Source organism: Pseudolysinimonas sp., assembly GCF_039912695.1.
Classification (GTDB): Bacteria; Actinomycetota; Actinomycetes; order Actinomycetales; family Microbacteriaceae; genus Pseudolysinimonas_A.
The window spans coordinates 207,566-225,741 of record NZ_JBDSPJ010000022.1 but is presented as its reverse complement, the minus strand read 5'-3'; the positions used below and the strand labels follow the sequence as shown (position 1 = coordinate 225,741).

17 protein-coding genes are annotated in these 18,176 nt (G+C 67.4%); 7 read left to right on the top strand and 10 right to left on the bottom strand.

Annotated features, from left to right (window positions below):
- Window positions 1-5: 5 nt before the first annotated feature.
- Window positions 6-794, bottom strand: a complete 789-nt coding sequence (locus ABIR17_RS09395) for an SDR family oxidoreductase (RefSeq protein ID WP_348004118.1) — start codon at window positions 792-794, stop codon at window positions 6-8.
- Window positions 795-921: 127 nt separating this feature from the next.
- Between ABIR17_RS09395 and ABIR17_RS09390 the strand changes: the two genes are divergently transcribed.
- The gene (locus ABIR17_RS09390; RefSeq protein WP_348004117.1) at window positions 922-1,503 is read left to right on the top strand and encodes an ATP-dependent Clp protease proteolytic subunit; all 582 of its coding nucleotides are present in this window, start codon (window positions 922-924) and stop codon (window positions 1,501-1,503) included.
- Window positions 1,504-1,571: 68 nt separating this feature from the next.
- The gene (locus ABIR17_RS09385) at window positions 1,572-2,228 is read left to right on the top strand and encodes an ATP-dependent Clp protease proteolytic subunit (RefSeq protein WP_348004301.1); all 657 of its coding nucleotides are present in this window, start codon (window positions 1,572-1,574) and stop codon (window positions 2,226-2,228) included.
- Window positions 2,229-2,359: 131 nt separating this feature from the next.
- On the opposite strand, the gene ABIR17_RS09380 is transcribed toward ABIR17_RS09385, so the two are convergent.
- Entirely contained in the window at window positions 2,360-2,920 is a 561-nt protein-coding gene (locus tag ABIR17_RS09380) for a hypothetical protein (protein WP_348004116.1), read from the bottom strand.
- 70 nt (window positions 2,921-2,990) lie between these two features.
- Window positions 2,991-3,248 carry a hypothetical protein gene (locus ABIR17_RS09375; RefSeq protein ID WP_348004115.1) on the bottom strand — a complete coding sequence of 86 codons (258 nt, stop codon included), beginning with the start codon at window positions 3,246-3,248 and terminating at the stop codon, window positions 2,991-2,993.
- 105 nt (window positions 3,249-3,353) lie between these two features.
- On the opposite strand from ABIR17_RS09375, the gene ABIR17_RS09370 reads away from it, so the two are divergent.
- Genes ABIR17_RS09370 through ABIR17_RS09360 form a run of 3 tightly spaced genes read left to right on the top strand, consistent with a single transcriptional unit; the run spans window position 3,354 to window position 6,222 of the window.
- Window positions 3,354-4,010 carry a response regulator transcription factor gene (locus tag ABIR17_RS09370; RefSeq protein ID WP_348004114.1) on the top strand — a complete coding sequence of 219 codons (657 nt, stop codon included), beginning with the start codon at window positions 3,354-3,356 and terminating at the stop codon, window positions 4,008-4,010.
- Window positions 4,007-5,224 (top strand): ATP-binding protein, encoded by a 1,218-nt coding sequence (locus tag ABIR17_RS09365; protein WP_348004113.1) that lies wholly within the window; start codon window positions 4,007-4,009, stop codon window positions 5,222-5,224. The genes ABIR17_RS09370 and ABIR17_RS09365 overlap by 4 nt, the downstream gene beginning before the upstream one ends.
- Window positions 5,221-6,222, top strand: a complete 1,002-nt coding sequence (locus ABIR17_RS09360) for a hypothetical protein (protein ID WP_348004112.1) — start codon at window positions 5,221-5,223, stop codon at window positions 6,220-6,222. The genes ABIR17_RS09365 and ABIR17_RS09360 overlap by 4 nt, the downstream gene beginning before the upstream one ends.
- Here ABIR17_RS09360 and ABIR17_RS09355 read toward each other — a convergent pair.
- The 3 genes from ABIR17_RS09355 to ABIR17_RS09345 form a co-directional block, all read right to left on the bottom strand.
- Window positions 6,219-6,869: a copper resistance CopC family protein gene (locus tag ABIR17_RS09355; protein WP_348004111.1), complete on the bottom strand. Its 651-nt coding sequence runs from the start codon at window positions 6,867-6,869 to the stop codon at window positions 6,219-6,221. The two genes, ABIR17_RS09360 and ABIR17_RS09355, sit on opposite strands and share 4 nt — an antisense overlap.
- A 23-nt stretch (window positions 6,870-6,892) precedes the next feature.
- Complete coding sequence (locus ABIR17_RS09350) at window positions 6,893-7,627, bottom strand: DUF1775 domain-containing protein (protein ID WP_348004110.1); 735 nt, start codon at window positions 7,625-7,627, stop codon at window positions 6,893-6,895.
- A gap of 62 nt (window positions 7,628-7,689) precedes the next feature.
- A complete protein-coding gene (locus ABIR17_RS09345) occupies window positions 7,690-8,280 on the bottom strand; it encodes a hypothetical protein (RefSeq protein ID WP_348004109.1) in 591 nt (196 codons plus the stop codon).
- A 103-nt stretch (window positions 8,281-8,383) separates the two neighbouring features.
- Between ABIR17_RS09345 and clpX the strand changes: the two genes are divergently transcribed.
- The gene (clpX, locus tag ABIR17_RS09340; protein WP_348004108.1) at window positions 8,384-9,661 is read left to right on the top strand and encodes an ATP-dependent Clp protease ATP-binding subunit ClpX; all 1,278 of its coding nucleotides are present in this window, start codon (window positions 8,384-8,386) and stop codon (window positions 9,659-9,661) included.
- A gap of 44 nt (window positions 9,662-9,705) precedes the next feature.
- Window positions 9,706-10,740, top strand: coding sequence for a S66 peptidase family protein (locus ABIR17_RS09335; RefSeq protein ID WP_348004107.1), 1,035 nt, complete (start codon window positions 9,706-9,708; stop codon window positions 10,738-10,740).
- Between the two features lie 38 nt (window positions 10,741-10,778).
- Here the strand turns inward: ABIR17_RS09335 and ABIR17_RS09330 are convergent, their stop codons facing one another.
- The 4 genes from ABIR17_RS09330 to ABIR17_RS09315 are packed head-to-tail and all read right to left on the bottom strand — an operon-like array spanning window position 10,779 to window position 18,143.
- The gene (locus tag ABIR17_RS09330; protein WP_348004106.1) at window positions 10,779-11,483 is read right to left on the bottom strand and encodes an ABC transporter ATP-binding protein; all 705 of its coding nucleotides are present in this window, start codon (window positions 11,481-11,483) and stop codon (window positions 10,779-10,781) included.
- On the bottom strand, window positions 11,480-12,424 hold the full coding sequence (locus ABIR17_RS09325) for an ABC transporter ATP-binding protein (protein WP_348004105.1): 945 nt from the start codon (window positions 12,422-12,424) through the stop codon (window positions 11,480-11,482). Before ABIR17_RS09325 ends, ABIR17_RS09330 begins: the two co-directional genes overlap by 4 nt.
- Entirely contained in the window at window positions 12,421-15,087 is a 2,667-nt protein-coding gene (locus ABIR17_RS09320; protein WP_348004104.1) for an FtsX-like permease family protein, read from the bottom strand. Before ABIR17_RS09320 ends, ABIR17_RS09325 begins: the two co-directional genes overlap by 4 nt.
- Window positions 15,084-18,143: an FtsX-like permease family protein gene (locus tag ABIR17_RS09315; protein WP_348004103.1), complete on the bottom strand. Its 3,060-nt coding sequence runs from the start codon at window positions 18,141-18,143 to the stop codon at window positions 15,084-15,086. The genes ABIR17_RS09320 and ABIR17_RS09315 overlap by 4 nt, the downstream gene beginning before the upstream one ends.
- Between the last annotated feature and the right edge of the window lie 33 nt (window positions 18,144-18,176).

The window sequence follows — 18,176 nt, the reverse complement described above, 5'->3', positions numbered from 1 at the left end:
AAACCTCAAGCCCCGGTAAGCCGTCCGGCCATCGCGGTCGCGAGGCCGCGCGGAAGCATCCTGACTGCTACCGCCCCGAACGCATTGCCGGCACCCGAGATCAGGCTGCCGCGCCCGTTGCGCTTGTCGAGTGCTTTCATTGCCCGTTTCACCACATTCGCGGCCGTGTCGCGGTTGAAACCGAACCGTTCGCCATTGCCCGCGACGTCGAAGAACTCGGTCTCCGTCGCGCCGGGGCACAGCGCCAGCACCCGCAAGCCACTGTGCCGCGACTCGTACCAGAGCGCCTCCGTGAAGCTCAGCACGAACGCTTTCGTCGCCCCGTAGATCGCCATCTTCGGCACCGGCTGGAAAGCGGCCGTACTGGCTACGGTGACGAGCGCACCGGTTCCGGCGGCAAGCATCGCCGGGTAAAACTCACGCGTGATGTCAACGACCGCCGCGACATTGAGCGCGACCTCATCCGCAACGCGATCGGCGTCCTCGTCTTGGAAGGCAGCGAAGGAGCCAAACCCGGCGTTGGCGATCACGGTGTTGACGGTGATCCCGCGTTTCGCGAGTTCCTTCCCCAAGGCGCGGCCCGGCCGAGCTTTCGAGAGATCGGCCGGGATGACATCCACCGTCACGCTGTGAGCCGCGCGCAGGTCGCTGGCGAGAGCTTCGAGCCGGTCGGCTCGCCGAGCGACGAGCACCAGGTTCGCGCCGCGAGCAGCGAGTTGCCGGGCGAATTGCTCGCCGAGCCCTGAAGATGCTCCGGTCACGAGTGCGGTCGTGCCGCGATAGTCGATGGTCATGGGCTGATCATCGCACCGCGCGCCCTCTCGTCAGTGTGTTGCGCTCTGCCCACGGCGAACAGAGCCACGGGGGGTCGAGCCCGCCAAGTAGATTCGACCTCGGAATCAAGCAGAAGGAGTTTCCGACATGGCCGAACCGGCATTCACGCCGAGCGTCTTCGATCGCCTGTTGAAGGACCGCATCATCTGGCTCGGGTCGGAAGTGCGTGACGACAACGCGAACGAGATCGCGGCGAAGCTGCTCTTGCTCGCCGCGGAAGACGCGGACAAAGACATCTTCTTGTACGTCAACTCACCCGGCGGTTCGATTACGGCGGGCATGGCGATCTACGACACCATGCAGTTCGTTCCCAACGACATTGTCACCGTCGGAATCGGCATGGCCGCCTCGATGGGGCAGCTCCTGCTGACGGCGGGCACCAAGGGCAAGCGCTACATCACGCCGAACGCGCGCGTGCTGCTGCACCAGCCGCACGGTGGATTCGGCGGTACGTCATCCGACATCCAGACCCAGGCCGCGCTCATTCTCGACATGAAGAAGCGTCTCGCCGAAATCACCGCCGAGCAGACCGGCAAGTCGGTCGAGCAGGTCAACGCCGACGGTGACCGCGACCGCTGGTTCACCGCCCAGGAAGCCCTCGAATACGGCTTCGTCGACCACATCCGCGAATCTGCTTCCGACGTCGTCGGCGGCGGCGGCACCAAGTAAGGATCGGAACGATCATGGAAACCCCCACCTTCCGCGCCGGTGGCGACGCCCTCTTCGACGTTGCGAAGATGCCGCAGAGCCGCACTCCACTCGTCGGTGCGCCCGAAGGGCGCTACATCTTGCCCTCCTTCGAGGAGCGCACCGCCTACGGCTTCAAGCGTCAAGACCCGTACGCGAAACTCTTCGAGGACCGCATCATCTTCCTCGGCGTGCAGGTCGACGACGCGTCGGCGGATGACATCATGGCCCAGTTGCTTGTGCTCGAGAGCATGGACCCCGACCGCGACATCGTGATGTACATCAACAGCCCCGGTGGCTCGTTCACGGCCATGACCGCGATCTACGACACGATGCAGTACATCCGTCCGCAGGTGATGACGGTCGTGCTCGGACAGGCGGCTTCCGCTGCCGCCGTCATCGCGGCCGCCGGTGAGCCGGGCAAGCGTCTCGCGCTGCCCAACGCACGGGTGCTCATCCACCAGCCCGCGGTCGGCGAGGCAGGCCGGGGTCAGGCGTCGGATATCGAGATTCAGGCAGCCGAGGTCATGCGTCTGCGCACCTGGCTCGAGGAGACGCTGTCGAAGCACTCGAACAAGACGGCCGAAGAGGTCAACCGTGACATCGAGCGCGACAAGATCCTGTCGGCCGCCGAAGCGCTGGAGTACGGCCTGATCGACCAGGTGCTCACCAGCCGCAAGAACCAGCCGGCCGCGCTCGTCAAGTAGCGCGCGTTCATCGCCCACGTGCGCATCCAGAACGGCCGCGGCCCCTCAGGGGACCGCGGCCGTTTCTCTTCTTACCTGTACGAGGTTCTGCTCCTCGGTTCCTAGTACTCGCTGATCTGATTGCTGCCGGGCTAGCCCCGGCTCCCGGCGGAGAACCAGACGAAATACGTCGCCGAGTCGAAATACCGGTCCATTCCGCTCAGATGCACGTAGTCCGCGACCGGGGTCGCGTGCACCAGCCAGTAGCGCTCGGCGTCGACGGCCAGCCCGTACTGGTAGGGAGCGTCGACGGGGAATGACTGGCTGAATCCATCGGCTACGAGCGCGGCGTCGACCTCGTCCCTCGACGCGCCCGGCAGGAAGACCCACCACTCGTCGTAAAGGATCTCGGCTTCCACGCCGCGTACCGTCAGAACACAGTCGCCCTCTGCGAGAGCGGCGACCGCGGCCGACGGCGTGAGGTCGGCGGGTTCGGCTTCGGCGACCTCGGTACCGTCAGGCTGGAACTGCCGCACATAGTCGACGAGGCCGTTGGGGCATGCGGTTGCTGGCTCAGTCGTCTCGGGTGAGGCGGGGTCGGCGGCGTCCTCAGGAGAGGATGTCCCGGCACAGCCCGAAAGGATCACGGCGGCGAACAGCATCACCCCCGCACCGAAGCGAATCGTCATGCTGCGCGAAGTTGGCTGGTTCATTTTTACTCCTTGGGTTGGTGGGAGGGGAGGGCCTGTCGGTCGAGAGCCGGTGCTGAGCGTGTTCTTTCCATCAATGACCCAGCACGACGGTCGTGCGGAAGGCGCCCGAAGCCATCGCGGCGATGAACACGAGTACGACGCCTGCGGCGACGAAGGTGGTCTTGTGAACGAGGCGCTCGAGCAGGTCGAAAACGCGCCGGGTCGAGTCGGAGTGCATCCGGATGTCTCCGCCCGGAGCTTTCACGGCCGCTGCGATCGCAACGGTCAGGTGGGTCAGGATCAGTCCGACCCCTAGGGCCAGTGCCGCCCACGAAACGATTTCGTTCACGTGCTTCCTTCCATCGGTTCTGATGTTGGTGGGTGGCTTCGATGGCCACGAGTCATGGAAACCCATGACGCCCACCCGGCATCAGCGGTGTGCGAGACTGCGGGCGTGACAGCCCAGGTCGCCACCCGAGTCGCGCTCGTCGACGACCACGAGCTGGTCGGAGTCGCGCTCGACGCAGCTCTCGCGTCTTCGCGTTCACTCGACTACATCGGCAGGTTCGCGACCGTGGCCGAATTCGTCGAGGCCCGACCACGCGCCGGGATCGTCGTGCTCGACCTCCGCCTCGCCGACGGATCGTCGCCGGTACAGAATGCCGAAATACTCATCGCTCGCGGGGCGGCGGTCGTCGTCTACACCGCCGGCGAGAGTCCCTACCTCATCCGGCTCGCTGCCCGGGCACCGATCTCGGGTCTCGTGCGCAAGTCGTCATCCGTCGCTGAGCTGGTGGATGCCCTCGAACGCTGCGCCGCCGGAGAACTCGCCTTCGCCACTGACTGGGCTGCTGCGGTCGCATCGGATGCGGGCATCGCAGACGCTGGGCTGAGCCCGCGTGAGCAGGACGTGCTGGGGCTGATGGCGTCCGGGATGCCGGCGAAGAACGTCGCCGCGAAACTGGGGATCGCGATCCCGACGATCGAGGTGCACCTGCGTCGACTGCGCGACAAGTACGCGCGGGTGGGGCGGTCGGCTGAGTCGCGCAGCGAACTGGTGTTCCGTGCTCTCGAAGACGGCCACCTGCCGTTGCCCGGCGACCCGGAGTGAGAGCGGCGGTCGGCAGCCCAGTGCTGCTCAGCAGGCAGCCCGGGCAGGCGGAGCTTCGGATCCGGCGGCTGATCACCTTCGCGCTCGGCATCGGCATCGTGAGCAACCTGGTCACCGACTTCGCGGTCTACCGCGGCCAGTTCCACCAGTACGGCGCGTGGTGGGCGTTTCCCACGATTGCGGGGCAGGTGCTGGCCGCGGCAGTGCTTCTGTCGCTCCCGTGGTTCTCACGCGGTCGGGCGTTGCAGGTCGCCGGCTTGGCATTCGCTGTCTTCGGTCTGCTCACGGTGGTTCTGATCGTCCCGGCCGCGGGCATCGGGGGGTTGCCTGACGCCGCCGGTGCAGCCTGGCCATTGCGGGTCTTGACGTCGTATGCCCTGGCGGCGATGTTGACCGTGACAGCGCGGTTCGGGTGGGTCTACCTCGCCACTCTCACGGTTGCTGGGTTCTTCGCGCGCCTTCTGAGTTCCGAGTCGGCGAACCCACGGCTCGCTCTGGAAGATTCCGTGGTCAACACAACGGTGACCGTGCTGCTGGCCATCCTCGTTCTGGCTGTCGTGCGCGCCGCGCGGGAACTGGATCGGTCGGCGGAGGAGGCGATCGAAGCGGTGCGCCGCGACAGCGCGGCGGAGGCGAAAGCGATCGAGCGTCGACGCATCGAGCTGCTCGCGCATGACGAGATTCTGCACGTGCTGCGCGTCGTCGGAATGGGCGTGCGGTCAGCGACGGTAACCCCTGCGCGCCTTGCCTCGGCCACGATGGAGCGGCTCGAGGCGCTCGAGTCAGAGACCGGTTTCGAGCCGGACGACGCCCCCCTTGCGGCTGATGAGTTCCTGCGTCGACTGCGGGGTTTGGTCACGGCGATCGCCCCCTTGGCGAGTTTTGAGGCAGCGGATCTCGGAGACCTCGTTCTGCCGGCCGACGCCGCAACGGCGCTGCTCGATGCGAGCGGCGAGAGCTTGCGCAACAGCATGGTGCACGCCGGCGATCAGGATGACTCCGTCGGCCGGACGGTGCGTCTCGAATTCTCGGACGGCATCCTCACCATTTCGATCGCCGACGACGGGCGTGGGTTTCGCCCCGGCGACGTTCCCTCCCGTCGTCTCGGAGTTGCGCGCAGCATCGTTGCCCGAATGCGAGAGGTACCGGGAGGTCGAGCCAGCATCGACTCGACGCCGGGAAAAGGTACTCGGGTGGATTTGCGGTGGGGATGACGACCCCCGCGGCGTCGAGCGTCGCGGACGTGCTGGGCGGTTCGTGGCGGATTAGCGCGCTGCTCTGGGTGCTGATCACCGGAACAGACCTCGCGTTGCTCCTGCTCGACCCAGCAGGCGGCATCCCGCGCTCCGGGGCGTGGCTGACCTGGGCACTCCTCGTGGTGGCCGCGGGTGCGGCACTCTTCCCGCGCCGCGACCCGCTCCGAGCGGGGTGGTCGGCCCTCGCCGCAGGTCTCGCGGTTGTCGCGGCCGCGGCGGTCTTCTGGGATCCCCCGAGCGAGGAATCGGGCTATTCGCCGTGGTACCTGCGAGCAGCAGCCACCGTTCTGATCGTGATCGTGCTGCGACGCCGCCCGGCGGTGGGATGGGTCGGGATGGCGCTGCTCACCGCTGTCGTGCTGACCTGGGCCGCCGTCAGCGGCGAGGACGTCGCACACTGGATCGGCGTCATCGCACGCCCGTTGGCGACTCTCGTAGCCGTACAGGTAGCAGCGATCGGGCTGTCCCTCGCCGCCCGCACTGTCGCCGCCTACCAAGCCGAGCAGCGGCAGCGGGTTCGATCCGAGGTGTTGCGATCCGCCGCCATTCGCGAGCGTCGCACCGAGCTCGCCGCGATTCGCTCGCTAAGCACCTCGGTGTTGGAGCGCATCGCCGCCGATGAGGATGACCCCGCCGTTCGTAAGGAGGCGATCTTGGTCGAGGGCGCCCTTCGGGACGTATTGCGGGGGCGGCGTCTAGCTAGGGAACCGCTGACGACGGAAGCGCGCGCGGCACGTCAACGCGGAGTCGAGGTCGTGCTCTTGGATGACCTCGGCGACGATCTTCGCGATGAACAACCCGGCAATGCTCTGGCGTCCGACGCGCTCGTTTGGGCGGCTGACTTGGTGCGTCGGGCGGCGGGAGCGACGGCGACGGTGCGCCTGAGCCGCCGAAGAGGTCGGCCCTACGTGACCGTTCTCGCGGGAGACGACGACATCGCCTCCCGCGAGTTTTAGATCGTCGGCGGGTTCTGAGGTGGCGTTGAGTCGGGAGGCTCGCGACGAGTGCGTGCCGCTGCTATGCCGATGAATACGGCGATGAGTGCTCCGAAGATGGCGACGCCGATTCCGATCCACAGCGCGGGCGATGAACCGTCGCGCGGGGGAGCGGTCGACGTCGACGGAGCTACGGAAGGCTCGCTCGCCGGATCCTCGCCGCAGGCCGGGGCGCTCGCGTAGTTCGGCGCCGGGGTGAAGCCCACGGGCGCCTCCCAACTGAAGGGAATTTCGCCACTCACCGGATGGCCGTCGGCCGAGATCACCTGCCAGAGCACCGTGTACGTGCCGGATGCTCCGAGGGCCGGTGTCGCCGACATGGTGGCGTCGACCACTTTCACGCAGCCGTCCCCGTAGTAGCGGCCGGCGGCATCCCGAATCTGGAGGGCGAACACCCCCTGGTCACCGAGGTTGAGCAGAGTCTCGTTTGCCGTCACGCTGAACGTGTCGGGGAGCGCGGTGAGCGTCTCGTCGGCGGTCGGGGTGGAGGCGATGATCACGCTGTGCGCCCACGCCGGCGCGGCGGCCCCGGTGAATAACATCACAGCGGCCACCGCCCCGGTGAGCATCGTCGTCGTGAACACCGTGGCGACCGTGCGAGTGCGCACGTTTACCTCACGTGGGTTCTTCATCAGGCCGTCGGCCGCCGACGGATCAGGCTGACCGCGAGGGCGATCGCGCCGAGGGCGAAACCGCCCCCTCCGAGGACGACACCAGCGACCGATGTCGGGTCCGGGCCGGCGCTCTCATGGGGTGCACTCGGTTCGGTGGTCGCCATCGGCGGCTCATCCCCATCCCCGTCGTCGTCGTGGTGCACAACGACCGGATCGTTGATGAACAGGGTGGGGGCATTCTCATCGGCCCAGGCCACGACGCTGCCGTCGCTGTAGCCCTGGTCGACCGGCATCGCGATCTGACCGGTGTCCGGCACCGGGCCGAGCGACACCGGGAACAGCCCCAGTTCGCTTTCGCCCAGTCCCGCGCCGGTTGCCGTCCAGACGATCGAGGTCGGCGCTTCGGTGATGGTCGTGTCGCCGATCTTCACCGGCGTCGCCAGCGTCGTGGTGATGACCTTCGCCTCCCAGCCGGGAATAGGGACCGTGCGCACGCTCACGAACGGCGTGTCGGTCGGCAGGGTCACCGTGACACTCGTCGTGGTCGCGGTGGCCGACTCGGTGGGTACCCGGAAGGTGAGCAGGGCGTAGCTGCCGGGAGCTGCGGTGTTCACGTCGAGCACGACGTGGGCCGACGCGCTCATCGGGATGGCGAGGGCAAGCGCGCCGCCGAGCAGGAATGCCGTTGCCGCCGCAGCGACGGATGTTCGCGTTCTCTTCTTCTTCTTGGTGATCGTCATCGTGATCGTCATAGTGATCGTGTTCTCTTTCGTTCGTCGTCAAGGTGCCGCCTCTGTTCGGGGCAGCGGGGGATTCAGGAAGTGAATCCGAGTCGCGGCGGGCCGCGGGTGGTGACGACGGACAGAAAGAGGGGGAGCGGATGCCGTGGCGCATTCGCGGAAACGATGCGACTCAGGGCGGGTCGGGCTTCGATCGCGGGAAGCCGGGATGCGACCCGATGGAAGGTATCCCGCAGGACCTGCCAGAGGCCGTGCTCGGCGCGGCGGAGGAAGGCGATCGTCGCGGCGGCGGCAAGGGCGTGGGCCACCCACATCGCGGCGTCGGTGTGTGCGAGGTGCCCGACGTGTGCGGCGCCGAACTGGGCGGTCGCGTGATGCCCGGCTGTCTGGTGTGCGGCGACAACAGTCGTCGCGACCGGACTCAGCCAGGAGAAGACCAGATGGAAGGCGCCCTGCGATCCCGCGACGACGAGGGTGAGGCGGGGCAGAGACGCTCGACGTCCGATCGCCAGGGTGCCCAGCATCCCGGCGAAAACCAGTCCCAGAAAGATCGCGAGAGCACTCGGTGCCGAGCCGTGTGCGAGGCCGTGCGACACGGCGGCGATGCCGGTTGCGAACGACCCGGCGATCCAGCCGCGCGCGACGTGCGACGCCCTGTTCTGCACGTCTCAACCCTAAGCGGCACGCCGCGGCAGTTCTGCACCGGCTGCGAGCCCAGGTCACCGGTTCGGGTTAGGCTCAAACACACCTACGGGGGAGGAGGCTGCCATGGCGAGGATCGGTGAGAGCGCCGACCTGCTCAAGTGCTCCTTTTGCGGAAAGAGCCAGAAGCAGGTTCAGCAGCTCATTGCAGGCCCCGGGGTCTACATCTGCGACGAATGCGTCGAGCTGTGTAACGAGATCATCGAGGAGCGTCTCGCCGAAGCCGGCGAAGAGACCAGCTCCGAGTTTGACCTTCCGAAGCCGAAAGAGATCTTCGCGTTCCTTGAGGAATACGTCATCGGCCAGGAGCCTGCGAAGAAGGCGCTCTCGGTTGCGGTCTACAACCACTACAAGCGCATCCGGGCTCGAAACACCCTGACCTCTGCCGACGCCGTTATCGATGACATCGACATCCAGAAGTCGAACATCCTGCTGATCGGCCCGACCGGCTGCGGCAAGACCTATCTGGCGCAGACTCTCGCGAAGCGCCTCAACGTGCCGTTCGCGGTCGCTGACGCCACGGCGCTCACCGAGGCCGGCTACGTCGGTGAGGATGTCGAGAACATCCTGCTCAAGCTCATCCAGGCCGCCGACTACGACGTCAAACGCGCCGAGACCGGCATCATCTACATCGACGAGATCGACAAGATCGCCCGCAAGGCCGAGAACCCGTCGATCACCCGGGATGTCTCGGGCGAGGGCGTGCAGCAGGCGCTGCTGAAGATTCTCGAAGGCACCACGGCGTCGGTGCCTCCGCAGGGCGGCCGCAAGCACCCGCACCAAGAATTCATCCAGGTCGACACGACCAACGTGCTGTTCATCGTGGCCGGCGCGTTCTCGGGACTCGAAGACATCATCTCGGCGCGGGTCGGTAAGCGCGGCATCGGGTTCGGTGCACCCCTCCACTCGAAGCGCGACGAATCGGAACTCTTCAGCGAGGTGCTGCCGGAAGACCTGCACAAGTTCGGTCTGATCCCGGAATTCATCGGTCGACTTCCGGTCGTGACGACAGTCTCACCGCTCGACCAGGACGCGCTGATGCAAATCCTCACCGTGCCCAAGAACGCCCTTGTGCGCCAGTACCAGCGCATGTTCGAGATCGACGGCGTCGAGTTGGAATTCGAGACGGATGCCCTCGAAGCGATTGCAGATCTCGCGAAACTGCGCCAGACCGGCGCTCGCGGCCTGCGCGCCATCCTCGAAGAGGTGCTCGGGCCGATCATGTTCGAGGTGCCCTCCGACGACGATGTCGCCCGAGTTGTGGTGACGAAGGCCGCCGTGCTCGAAAACGCGGCGCCGACGATCGTGCCTCGTACGGAGCAACGCCGCGAGAAGTCAGCGTGAGCGACTTCTCGCCAGCGAGCACCGAGAAGTCTGCCTAACCCCCGATGGCTGAACCGATCCGCCCGCCGCGGCTCAAGGCGGGCGACCGGGTCGCTGTCGTCGCCACCTCGCAGTCGCTGAGCGCTGTCTACCCGCGCGTCTATCAGGCGGGCCTGCGCACTCTGCGTGAGACGTTCGGGCTTGAGGTGGTCGAATATCCGTCGGTGTCGTTCGACCCCGAGTACAGCTACCGGCATCCCGAGGCCCGTGCGCAGGACCTGAACGACGCCTTCGCCGACCCCGGGATCGCCGCCATCATCTCCCAGATCGGCGGCAGCGATTCGATTCGGCTGCTGCCGCATCTCGACGTCGAAAGTGCCGTGCGCACGCCGAAGGTGCTGATGGGATATTCCGACACCGCCACCCAGCTGCTGACCTACGCCCGAGCCGGGTTGGTCACCTTCAACGGGCCGGCGGTCATGGCGGGCTTCGCTCAACTGCCCAACTTTCCGCACCTTGAGGCGCACATCAGGTCGGTGCTGTTTGAGCCGACGCCCGAGTACTCCTACGCTCCCTATCCCGACTGGGTGAACGACTATCCGAACTGGAGTCGGCAGGCGGGCCACGAAGTCGGCGTACTGCGGCCGTCCACCGGGTGGCGCTGGCTGCAGGGCGAAAGTCCCGCGCGGGGTCGGCTGCTGGGGGGATGCGTCGAAGTGCTGCAATTTCTCAAGGGGACGCGGTTCTGGCCTGAGCCCGACGAGTGGGCGAACCGGATTCTGTTCCTCGAGACGTCGGAAGAAAAGCCGCCGGTGTCGTTCATCGAGTACTGGCTGCGTAACTCGGGGGTGGCTGGAATGCTCGACGGGCTGTCGGCACTGCTGGTCGGCCGGCCGCGGGACTACACCGACGACGAATCGGCCGAACTCGACACCGTCATCGTGCAGGTGCTCGCCGAGTTCGGTCGCGAGGATCTGCTCGTGGTCAGCAACCTCGATTTCGGCCACACCGACCCGCAGTGGGTCATGCCGAACAACGTGCTCGCCGAACTTGATCCGACGGCGCGAACTTTCCGGCTGCTCGAACCCGCCGTGGCCTGAGCCGCGATTCTGCCGCTCAGCCCGGTCGGCTCAGCCGCTCAGTCGGTCAGCAGCCCGTCGCGGATTTCGACGGTGCGATCGGCGTAGGCCGCCATCCGCGGGTCGTGGGTCGAGACGATTGCGGCGACCCCACGGTCGTGCACAAGTGCGGCGATCAGCGCCATCATCGTCTCGGCGTTCGTCGAGTCCAACTGGCCGGTCGGTTCGTCGGCGATGAGCAGCTTCGGTTCATTGGCAAGCGCGCGGGCGATGCCGAGGCGCTGCTGCTGACCGCCGGAGAGCTCATCCGGTCGCTGGGCGGCGTGGTCGGCCAGTCCGACTGCCGCGAGCAACTCGGTCGTGCGCGCCAGGCGTTCCGGTGCGGCAACTCCGGCGATCCGCATCGGCAGTTCGACGTTCTCGAGTGCCGAGAGCACCGGAAGTAGAGCGAACCCTTGAAAAACGAAACCCAGTTCGTGGCGACGCAACTCCACGAGTTCGCTCTCCGAGGCGCCCGTGATCTCGCGGTCGTCGAGGCGCACGGTGCCGGAGGTGGGAACGTCGAGGCCACCCAGAATGTTGAGCAGAGTCGTCTTGCCCGAGCCAGAGGGGCCGCGCAGCACGATGAGTTCCCCGGCGTGCACATCGACGGTGACGCCGCGCAGGGCGTGCGTCGCTGTCGCGCCCGATCCGTAGGTGCGGGTGAGATTCTCGCCCCGCAGCACCACGGCATCCGTGCGGGTGGTCATCTTCTGCGTCGTCATCGGGTCTCCTCGTTGTCGTCGACCGAGCTGTCGTCGACCGAGCTGTCGTCGACCGAGTCATCGTCGCCCGAAGGGTGCACCTGCACGTGGTCCGACTCGAGTTCGAGCCGAACCCGGTCGCGCATCGAGAGCCGCGTCAGGTAGTCCTGGGGGAGTTGCAGCCGCCCGACCCGGTCGAGCACCGCGTACTCGCGGGCAAAGTGCTGCTCGACCCCGTGCTCGTCGCGGCTGGTGCTGCGCAGCACCTCGGTCGAGGTGCGCCCGTCCCGGATTTGCACGGTTCGACGCACCTGTTTTGATACCGCCTGGTCGTGGGTCACGATCACGACTGTCACGCCGAGGCGCTCGTTAACATCGCGCAGGGCGTCGAATACTCGTTGCGAGTTCACCTCGTCGAGCTCGCCGGTTGGCTCGTCGGCGAACAGCACCTCGGGCGAATTAGCGAGCGCGACGGCAATTGCAACACGCTGCTGTTGACCGCCCGACATCTGTGACGGCAGCCGGTCGCGTACGTCGGTGACATCGAGGAGTTCGAGCAGTTCGTCGACGCGCGCGGCGCGGTCGCGGCGGCGACTGTGGGCGATCGCGAGCGGGGTCGCGATATTCTGCGCCGCGGTGAAGTAGGGCAGCAGATTGCGAGCGGTCTGCTGCCAGATAAACCCGGCGACGTGGCGTCGGTAGCGCGTGCGTTCCCGCGATCCCATCGCGAGCAGATCATGCCCCGCGACGCGCGCTTTGCCCGCGGTCGGCACATCGAGACCCGACAGGATGGCGAGCAGCGTCGACTTGCCCGACCCTGACGCGCCAACGATCGCGGTGAGTTCTCCGCGGTCGACCGTGAGGGTCAGCCCCTGGAGAGCCTGCACCTCGACGCCCTCGGCCGAGAAAATCCGCACCAGGTCGCTGCACTCGATCTGCGTTTGCAGTGTCTGCGTGCTCATCCTTCTCCCATCTTGACGGCACCCGCTGGGGCGATCCGCCGTCCGACTACTCCAGCGACCGCAGCCGCAACGATGACCGCGATCGCAAACGCTCCGACCCCCACCAGGATCCAGAGCGGTTGGATCACGATGCCGGGTTGCAGGTTGCCGCCGACGAACGGCCGAAGGTCGACGACCCCGGTCACGATCGCCGACAGGGCGATTCCAAGGGCGACGCCGACAACGATGGCCGTGATCGCGAGCGGCCCCAGTTCCCACGCAACCACTCCGCGTATTTGGCGCGGCGACATCCCGATCATGCGCAGCACCCCGATCATGCGGTTGCGCGCGGTCGCGACCGTGACTGACGCGAGCACGATCGTGAGCACCATCAGGGCGAGGGCAGCGGCCGCGGCGATCAGCAGGGCGTTCTCAAGGCTCACGATCACGGGTGTCCGCGTCGTCTGGAGTTCAGTCGCGACGCTCTCGACGGTGAGCTTCGTGCCCGCCGTTGGCCTCGCCACCTCACGCACCCCTGCCGCGACAACGGCCGAGTCGGCACCGGGTTCGACGGTGATCAGCAGGTACTGCGCCGACGACACCGAGATGCCCAGCTGGTCGACCGAGGCCGCGTCGATGAGGAGCCAGTCGTTCGAAATCCCGGGCAGTGCGTCGGCGGGCAGCGCCCCCGCAATCGCGACCTCGCTCCCGGCCAGCGTCGAGTCGGGCCCCTGGATGGCGCTGCTCCAGTCGTCGGAGAGCAACACCGGCGGGGGCCCGGTGCCGCGATCGATCACCGGGATGTCGGGCCGAATCGAGTGAAGAGCCTCGGTGTCGGCGATGACGACGGTGATCTGGCGCGGGCGGTCGGTGTGCACGAAGTCGACGGCATCCAGCACGGTGAGCGCCGCGGTCTCTTTCACCCCGGCGACGTCTCCGATCGCACGAACCGTGGCGGCATCGAGCGCTGTCGCCTCGAGCCGTACATCGGCGCCGACGACCTCCCGCGCTGACTGTTCGATACCGGCCCGAAGGGTCCCGACGAAGACGATCGAGAAGACGATGACCGAGACGCCGACCACGAGGGCGAGTGCCGTCGCGAACCCGAGGGCGGGGTCGCGGATCGCGCGGGACGACCCCAGCAGGCCGACCGCGCCATTCCGGCGCCTGAATACCCGCTGCAGGGCGAGCAGCGGGAGCGGGTAGAGCCGCAGGACTACGACGCAGACAGCCAGGGCGAGCAGCAGCGGCGTCGCACTCAGCAACGGGTCGACGCCGACACTGGCTGCGGAGGTTGCCAGGCCGCGTCGGGACAGCAGGAACAGCGACAGCAGCGCCAGGCCGACGATCGTGAGTTCGGCGATCTCTCGCAGGCGGGAGCGTCCCCGCATCCGAAGGTCTGCGCGCGAGGGACGCAACCCGCGCGGTGCGGTGAATACTGCCGACAACACGATCGGCGCGACGGCGATCAGTCCCGGCAGAACCCAGGCGGCAACGGCGGACGGGCCGACGAGGGGTTCGGGCAGGATGAGCAGCGCCACGACTGCCCCCACGATCCCCGCCGGAATGGAGATCAGCGCCCCCTGGATCGCCATCAGGGTGCGCAGTTGAGTGCCGCTCGCCCCCCGTGCCGCCGCGAGCGAGAGGGCTGTGGCTCGGCGCGTGATGATGACCCGCACGCCGAGCGCGAACACCGCCAGCAGCACGCCCAGAAGTCCGGAGAGGCTGAGTGCCAGGAGTGCCGTGATCGTGGTGACCCGAGCGCCGACGAGCTGGATGCTGTCCGCCAGCGCCGTCTGGAGCTCGAGGTCTCCGTCATAGGGCAATAAGGTCATCTGCTTCGTAGCGAGGGCGCGGGCCTGGGTCGCGATGAGGTCGGCGTCGTTGGCGTCGATCTCGGCGCCGTCGATCGGTATCCAGGCGTTGAGGGTGCCGGCGCTGAAGTCCTCAGTAAATGCCGCAGCCGACTCCGTCGCCAGGTAGAAACCGGCGCTCACTGTCGGGAAGCCGCCGGCGGCGGGCGAGACAATCGGGGTGGCAAGGTCGGGTTGGTGCGCCCAGTACCGGTCGTTGGGTTCGAGGGGTTCGTAGATGCCAGCGACGACGAGAGGCACCAGCTGGTAGCCGATCCGATCACCAGCCTTGAGTCCCGTCGCCTGAGCTGTCGCAGCCGAGATCGCGACCTCGAGCGGTGCGTCGGGATCGGCCGTGGCATCCCGAGCGGCCGGCGGCGACCCCGCGATGAATCTCACCCGATCCATCCAGTGCAGGTCGAGCGCAAGGTCAGCCAACACATGGAGTCGGGGCACGCCGGGGAGGATGGCGTCGAGCGGCGCCGTACGGCTGACCCACTGCGGAGTTCCGGCCGCGGTCGCGAGAGGATTGGGGAGGACATTCGGCAGCGCCGCAATCACGGCATCGAGTTCCGAAACGCGTTTGGCGACCGTTTGACCGGGGCCAGCCGGCTTGAACGTCATGTATCCCGAGCCGTTGATGTCAACCAGCACGGGCGAGCGCGCCGCCAGGTTCGTATGCAACTCATCGGCCGCGACGACCGCCAAGGCGCGGGGGGCGATCACTGTCGCGAGAACCGCGACAGCCACGAGCGCTGCGACCAGAACCGAGGCCGCCCGACCGTATCCCAGGTGGCGGTTCACCAGCGCGAAGGTGCCGAGTCTGCTCATCGGCTTTCCTCGCGTCGAGCAGTCCGGGCTGCGACCCCGACGGAACCGCTCAGGATGGCGATCACCGTTCCCAGCGAAACGGCGAGCACGGCGAGGGCGAAACCCCAACCCGCAAAGTCCATCAGCAGGGGTGTGGCGATCCCGTCCGTCACACCGGGAACTGCCGATCGGGCGAGTGGTTGCACGGTGAGCAGGAGCGCCGCCACTCCGGCCGCCACGCCGACCGCCACCCCGGTGAGGGAGACCATGGTCAGTTCGCGACGGCTGATGGCGACCTGGTCACGGGACGAGAGGCCGAGCGCACGCAGCACGGCGATGTCGTCGCGTCGGTCGCGGCGTAGTGCTCGGCCGGAGGCAGCGACCCCGACGATAGCGAGGATGCCGCAGCCGCCTCCCGCTAGCCAGAGCGAGGTCGCCGCCGCAGCCAGCACCGCGCGAGCACCTGGGTCGGTGACGGTGTCGACGCGTGCGTTCGCGGGAAGGAAGGGTCGGATCGCGCCGACGACGGAATCAGGGTGATCGCTCGCGATCCACAGTGAATGCGGTCCATCGGGGGCCGCGTCTCGCTCGAGCGCAAAGGGTTGCAGCGCGCTCGCGTCGATGAGGATGGCCGGCTCCGCATCGGCGGAGGGAATGACCGGCACGACCGCGGCAACAATCACGAAGAGCTGTCGGCCGTTGGTCACCAACGTGGCCGTGAAATGGTCGCCGGTACCGAGGCGATAGTCGTGGGCCATCTTCTGCGAAATGACGGCGCGCACGGCGTCAAGCGGGGAGGGGGCCGCGATCAACCGGGCCCCGATGCTCTGTGCGTCGAAACGGAACCCGTGTCCGTCGGAGGTCGGGGTGGGAGTCGACACCTGCGGGGTTGGCGACGCGGCGTGCCAGCGGTTGCCGAGGTCGAGATCGACCTTCCCCGCGGCTGTCGTGGCCACCAGGGTGGCAAGAGTAAAGCTGTCGTCGAGGCCGTCGAGTGCGGTTCCCGGCGCGATCGAGACGTCGATCGCGACGATCTGCAGGGGCGAAACGCTGCTCAGTATCTCGGGCACCGCTAAGACGTACGTCGAGGGGGTTCCTGGGACGTGCGTGAGCGCCAGCACTCGCGTGATGCCGCCCGAGTCCCGCAGGTGGATCGCGAGGGCCGGATCGGCCGTGAGACCGTGTGTCGAAACTGTCAGCTGTAGTCCGGTCGTTCCCGCGGGCAGCACCGGACCGGGGGAGCTGGCCCGGAAGGCTTCGGCGACACCGGCAAAGCCGAGTGATGGGGGAAGGGTCGCGGCGACCGCGGCGAAGGCGTCCGGGGAGGCGGACACGAGAACCCCGTTGTCAGCGCCAAGTTGGATGGCCGCGTGGTCGAGTGCGGCGACAGAATCCACGCCGTCAATCGCGCGCAGGGCGTCGACAGTGTCGGTGGCGATGGCGAAGTCGGAGGTCACGCGAATGTCACCCCCCGTTGAAAGGCGCGATCCGACGTCGAAGGCCGATGCCCAGGTCGCCTGGTAGCCCGCAGCCGTCGTGAGACCTGCCACCGCAACGGCGACCAAGAGAAGAGGGGCAGCAGCCAGGGCTGGCCGGCGCGCGACGTTGCGCAGCGCGAGAAGACGCCGGATGCCGGCATTTCGACCCTGCCTCTCGGCCAGTGCGGCCAGGGTTGGGAAAAGGCTGAGCGCGACCAGGACAACAGCGACGAGAGCCAGCACGGGGGCAAGCACCGCAATCGGATCAACAGCAACTCCGCCGTCTGCCGTCGGCGTAAGCGAACCTCCGTAGAGCCGCAGCTGCCACACCGACACTGTCGCCGCCATGACGACGAGCACGACGAGTCCCGAGCCGGCGACCTGGCGCGCACGCCCGGCACCGCGGGAGGGATCCCGCACTGTCTGACGGGATGCCGACCGCGCTGCCGACACCGCGACCAGGACGACGGCGACGGCAACGGTAGCGACCCCCGCACCGAGACCGGAGAGCGGCCCGTCCGAATAGGTTCCGGTGTTCAGAGTGGTCACCATCAACCAGGCCGAGCCGAGTCCGAGTAGCGCGCCGACGATCGTCACGGCAGCGGCATCCACGACGGAACGACCGGCAATGGTCAGAGTCGACGCGCCCCGCGACCAGAGCAGTGTCGTCTCGGCGGCGCGCACTGTGGTCAGCAAACGCGCGAGCTCCGCGAAGGTCACGATCGCGACGATCGCGAGGAGCAGGACGCCGAGAGGCTGAACTGCGGCCAGGCCGGCGATGGTGGCATTCAAGGTGACCAACGTGGGCAAGAGTCCGCCGCTGAGGGCCAAGTCTTGGAGCCCGGCGGGGTCGCCTCGCCACGCGCGCGTCATATAGCGCCAGTCCGTGGGCAGGGCAGAGACGTCGTTCACGGCGAACTGCGGCCCATCGGGGATGAGGGTCCACTGTGCGACGGGCACGACCTTGAGGTCGGACCACACCGACTCATCGATCACCACCGGCCCGATGTCGAGGGTGGAGGCACCGGTCTCCAGGAGCGGGTCGCCGAGAGTGCGAGGGTCGAGGCGGTCGGCGAGCATCCAGGTTCCGACAACGTCGAACCTGACGCCGTCGATCTCGACCGAATCACCGGGTGCGATGCCGATCCCTGCCGCGGCCCCGGCCTGAACGGTGACCTGACGCGGACCTGATGGCCAGGCACCCGCGACAAGCGTCGCGCGGTTCTCCAGGTCAGGGATGCTCATGGCGACGACAGAACGCGCCCCCAAGACGCCCGCAGCCGTCACCGGTGCGAGCGGCACGACGCCCTGCACCGTGCGATCGACGGCGATCGACGCCTCGAGATTGCTAAATGCGCGAGCGACCATGTCGCGCGCGTCGCGGTCTTGGGTAGTCGGGTCAGCGGCAAGCGGCAGGCTGAAGCGCAGCGCTCGGGCCGCACCCGTGTGTTCGGAAAGGTCGGCGCGAACGCCATCCGTCGCCTGGCGGCCAAGAAGCCCCGAGGCCCCCGCGAGCAGCCCTGAGACGAGGAACGCCGTGATCAGGAACGCCGCAAACAAGCCCGCGTGTTCACGCATCCGCGTGAAGGTCGACAGCACCGTTTGACCTCATTAGAACTGGGTGTTTGGCGA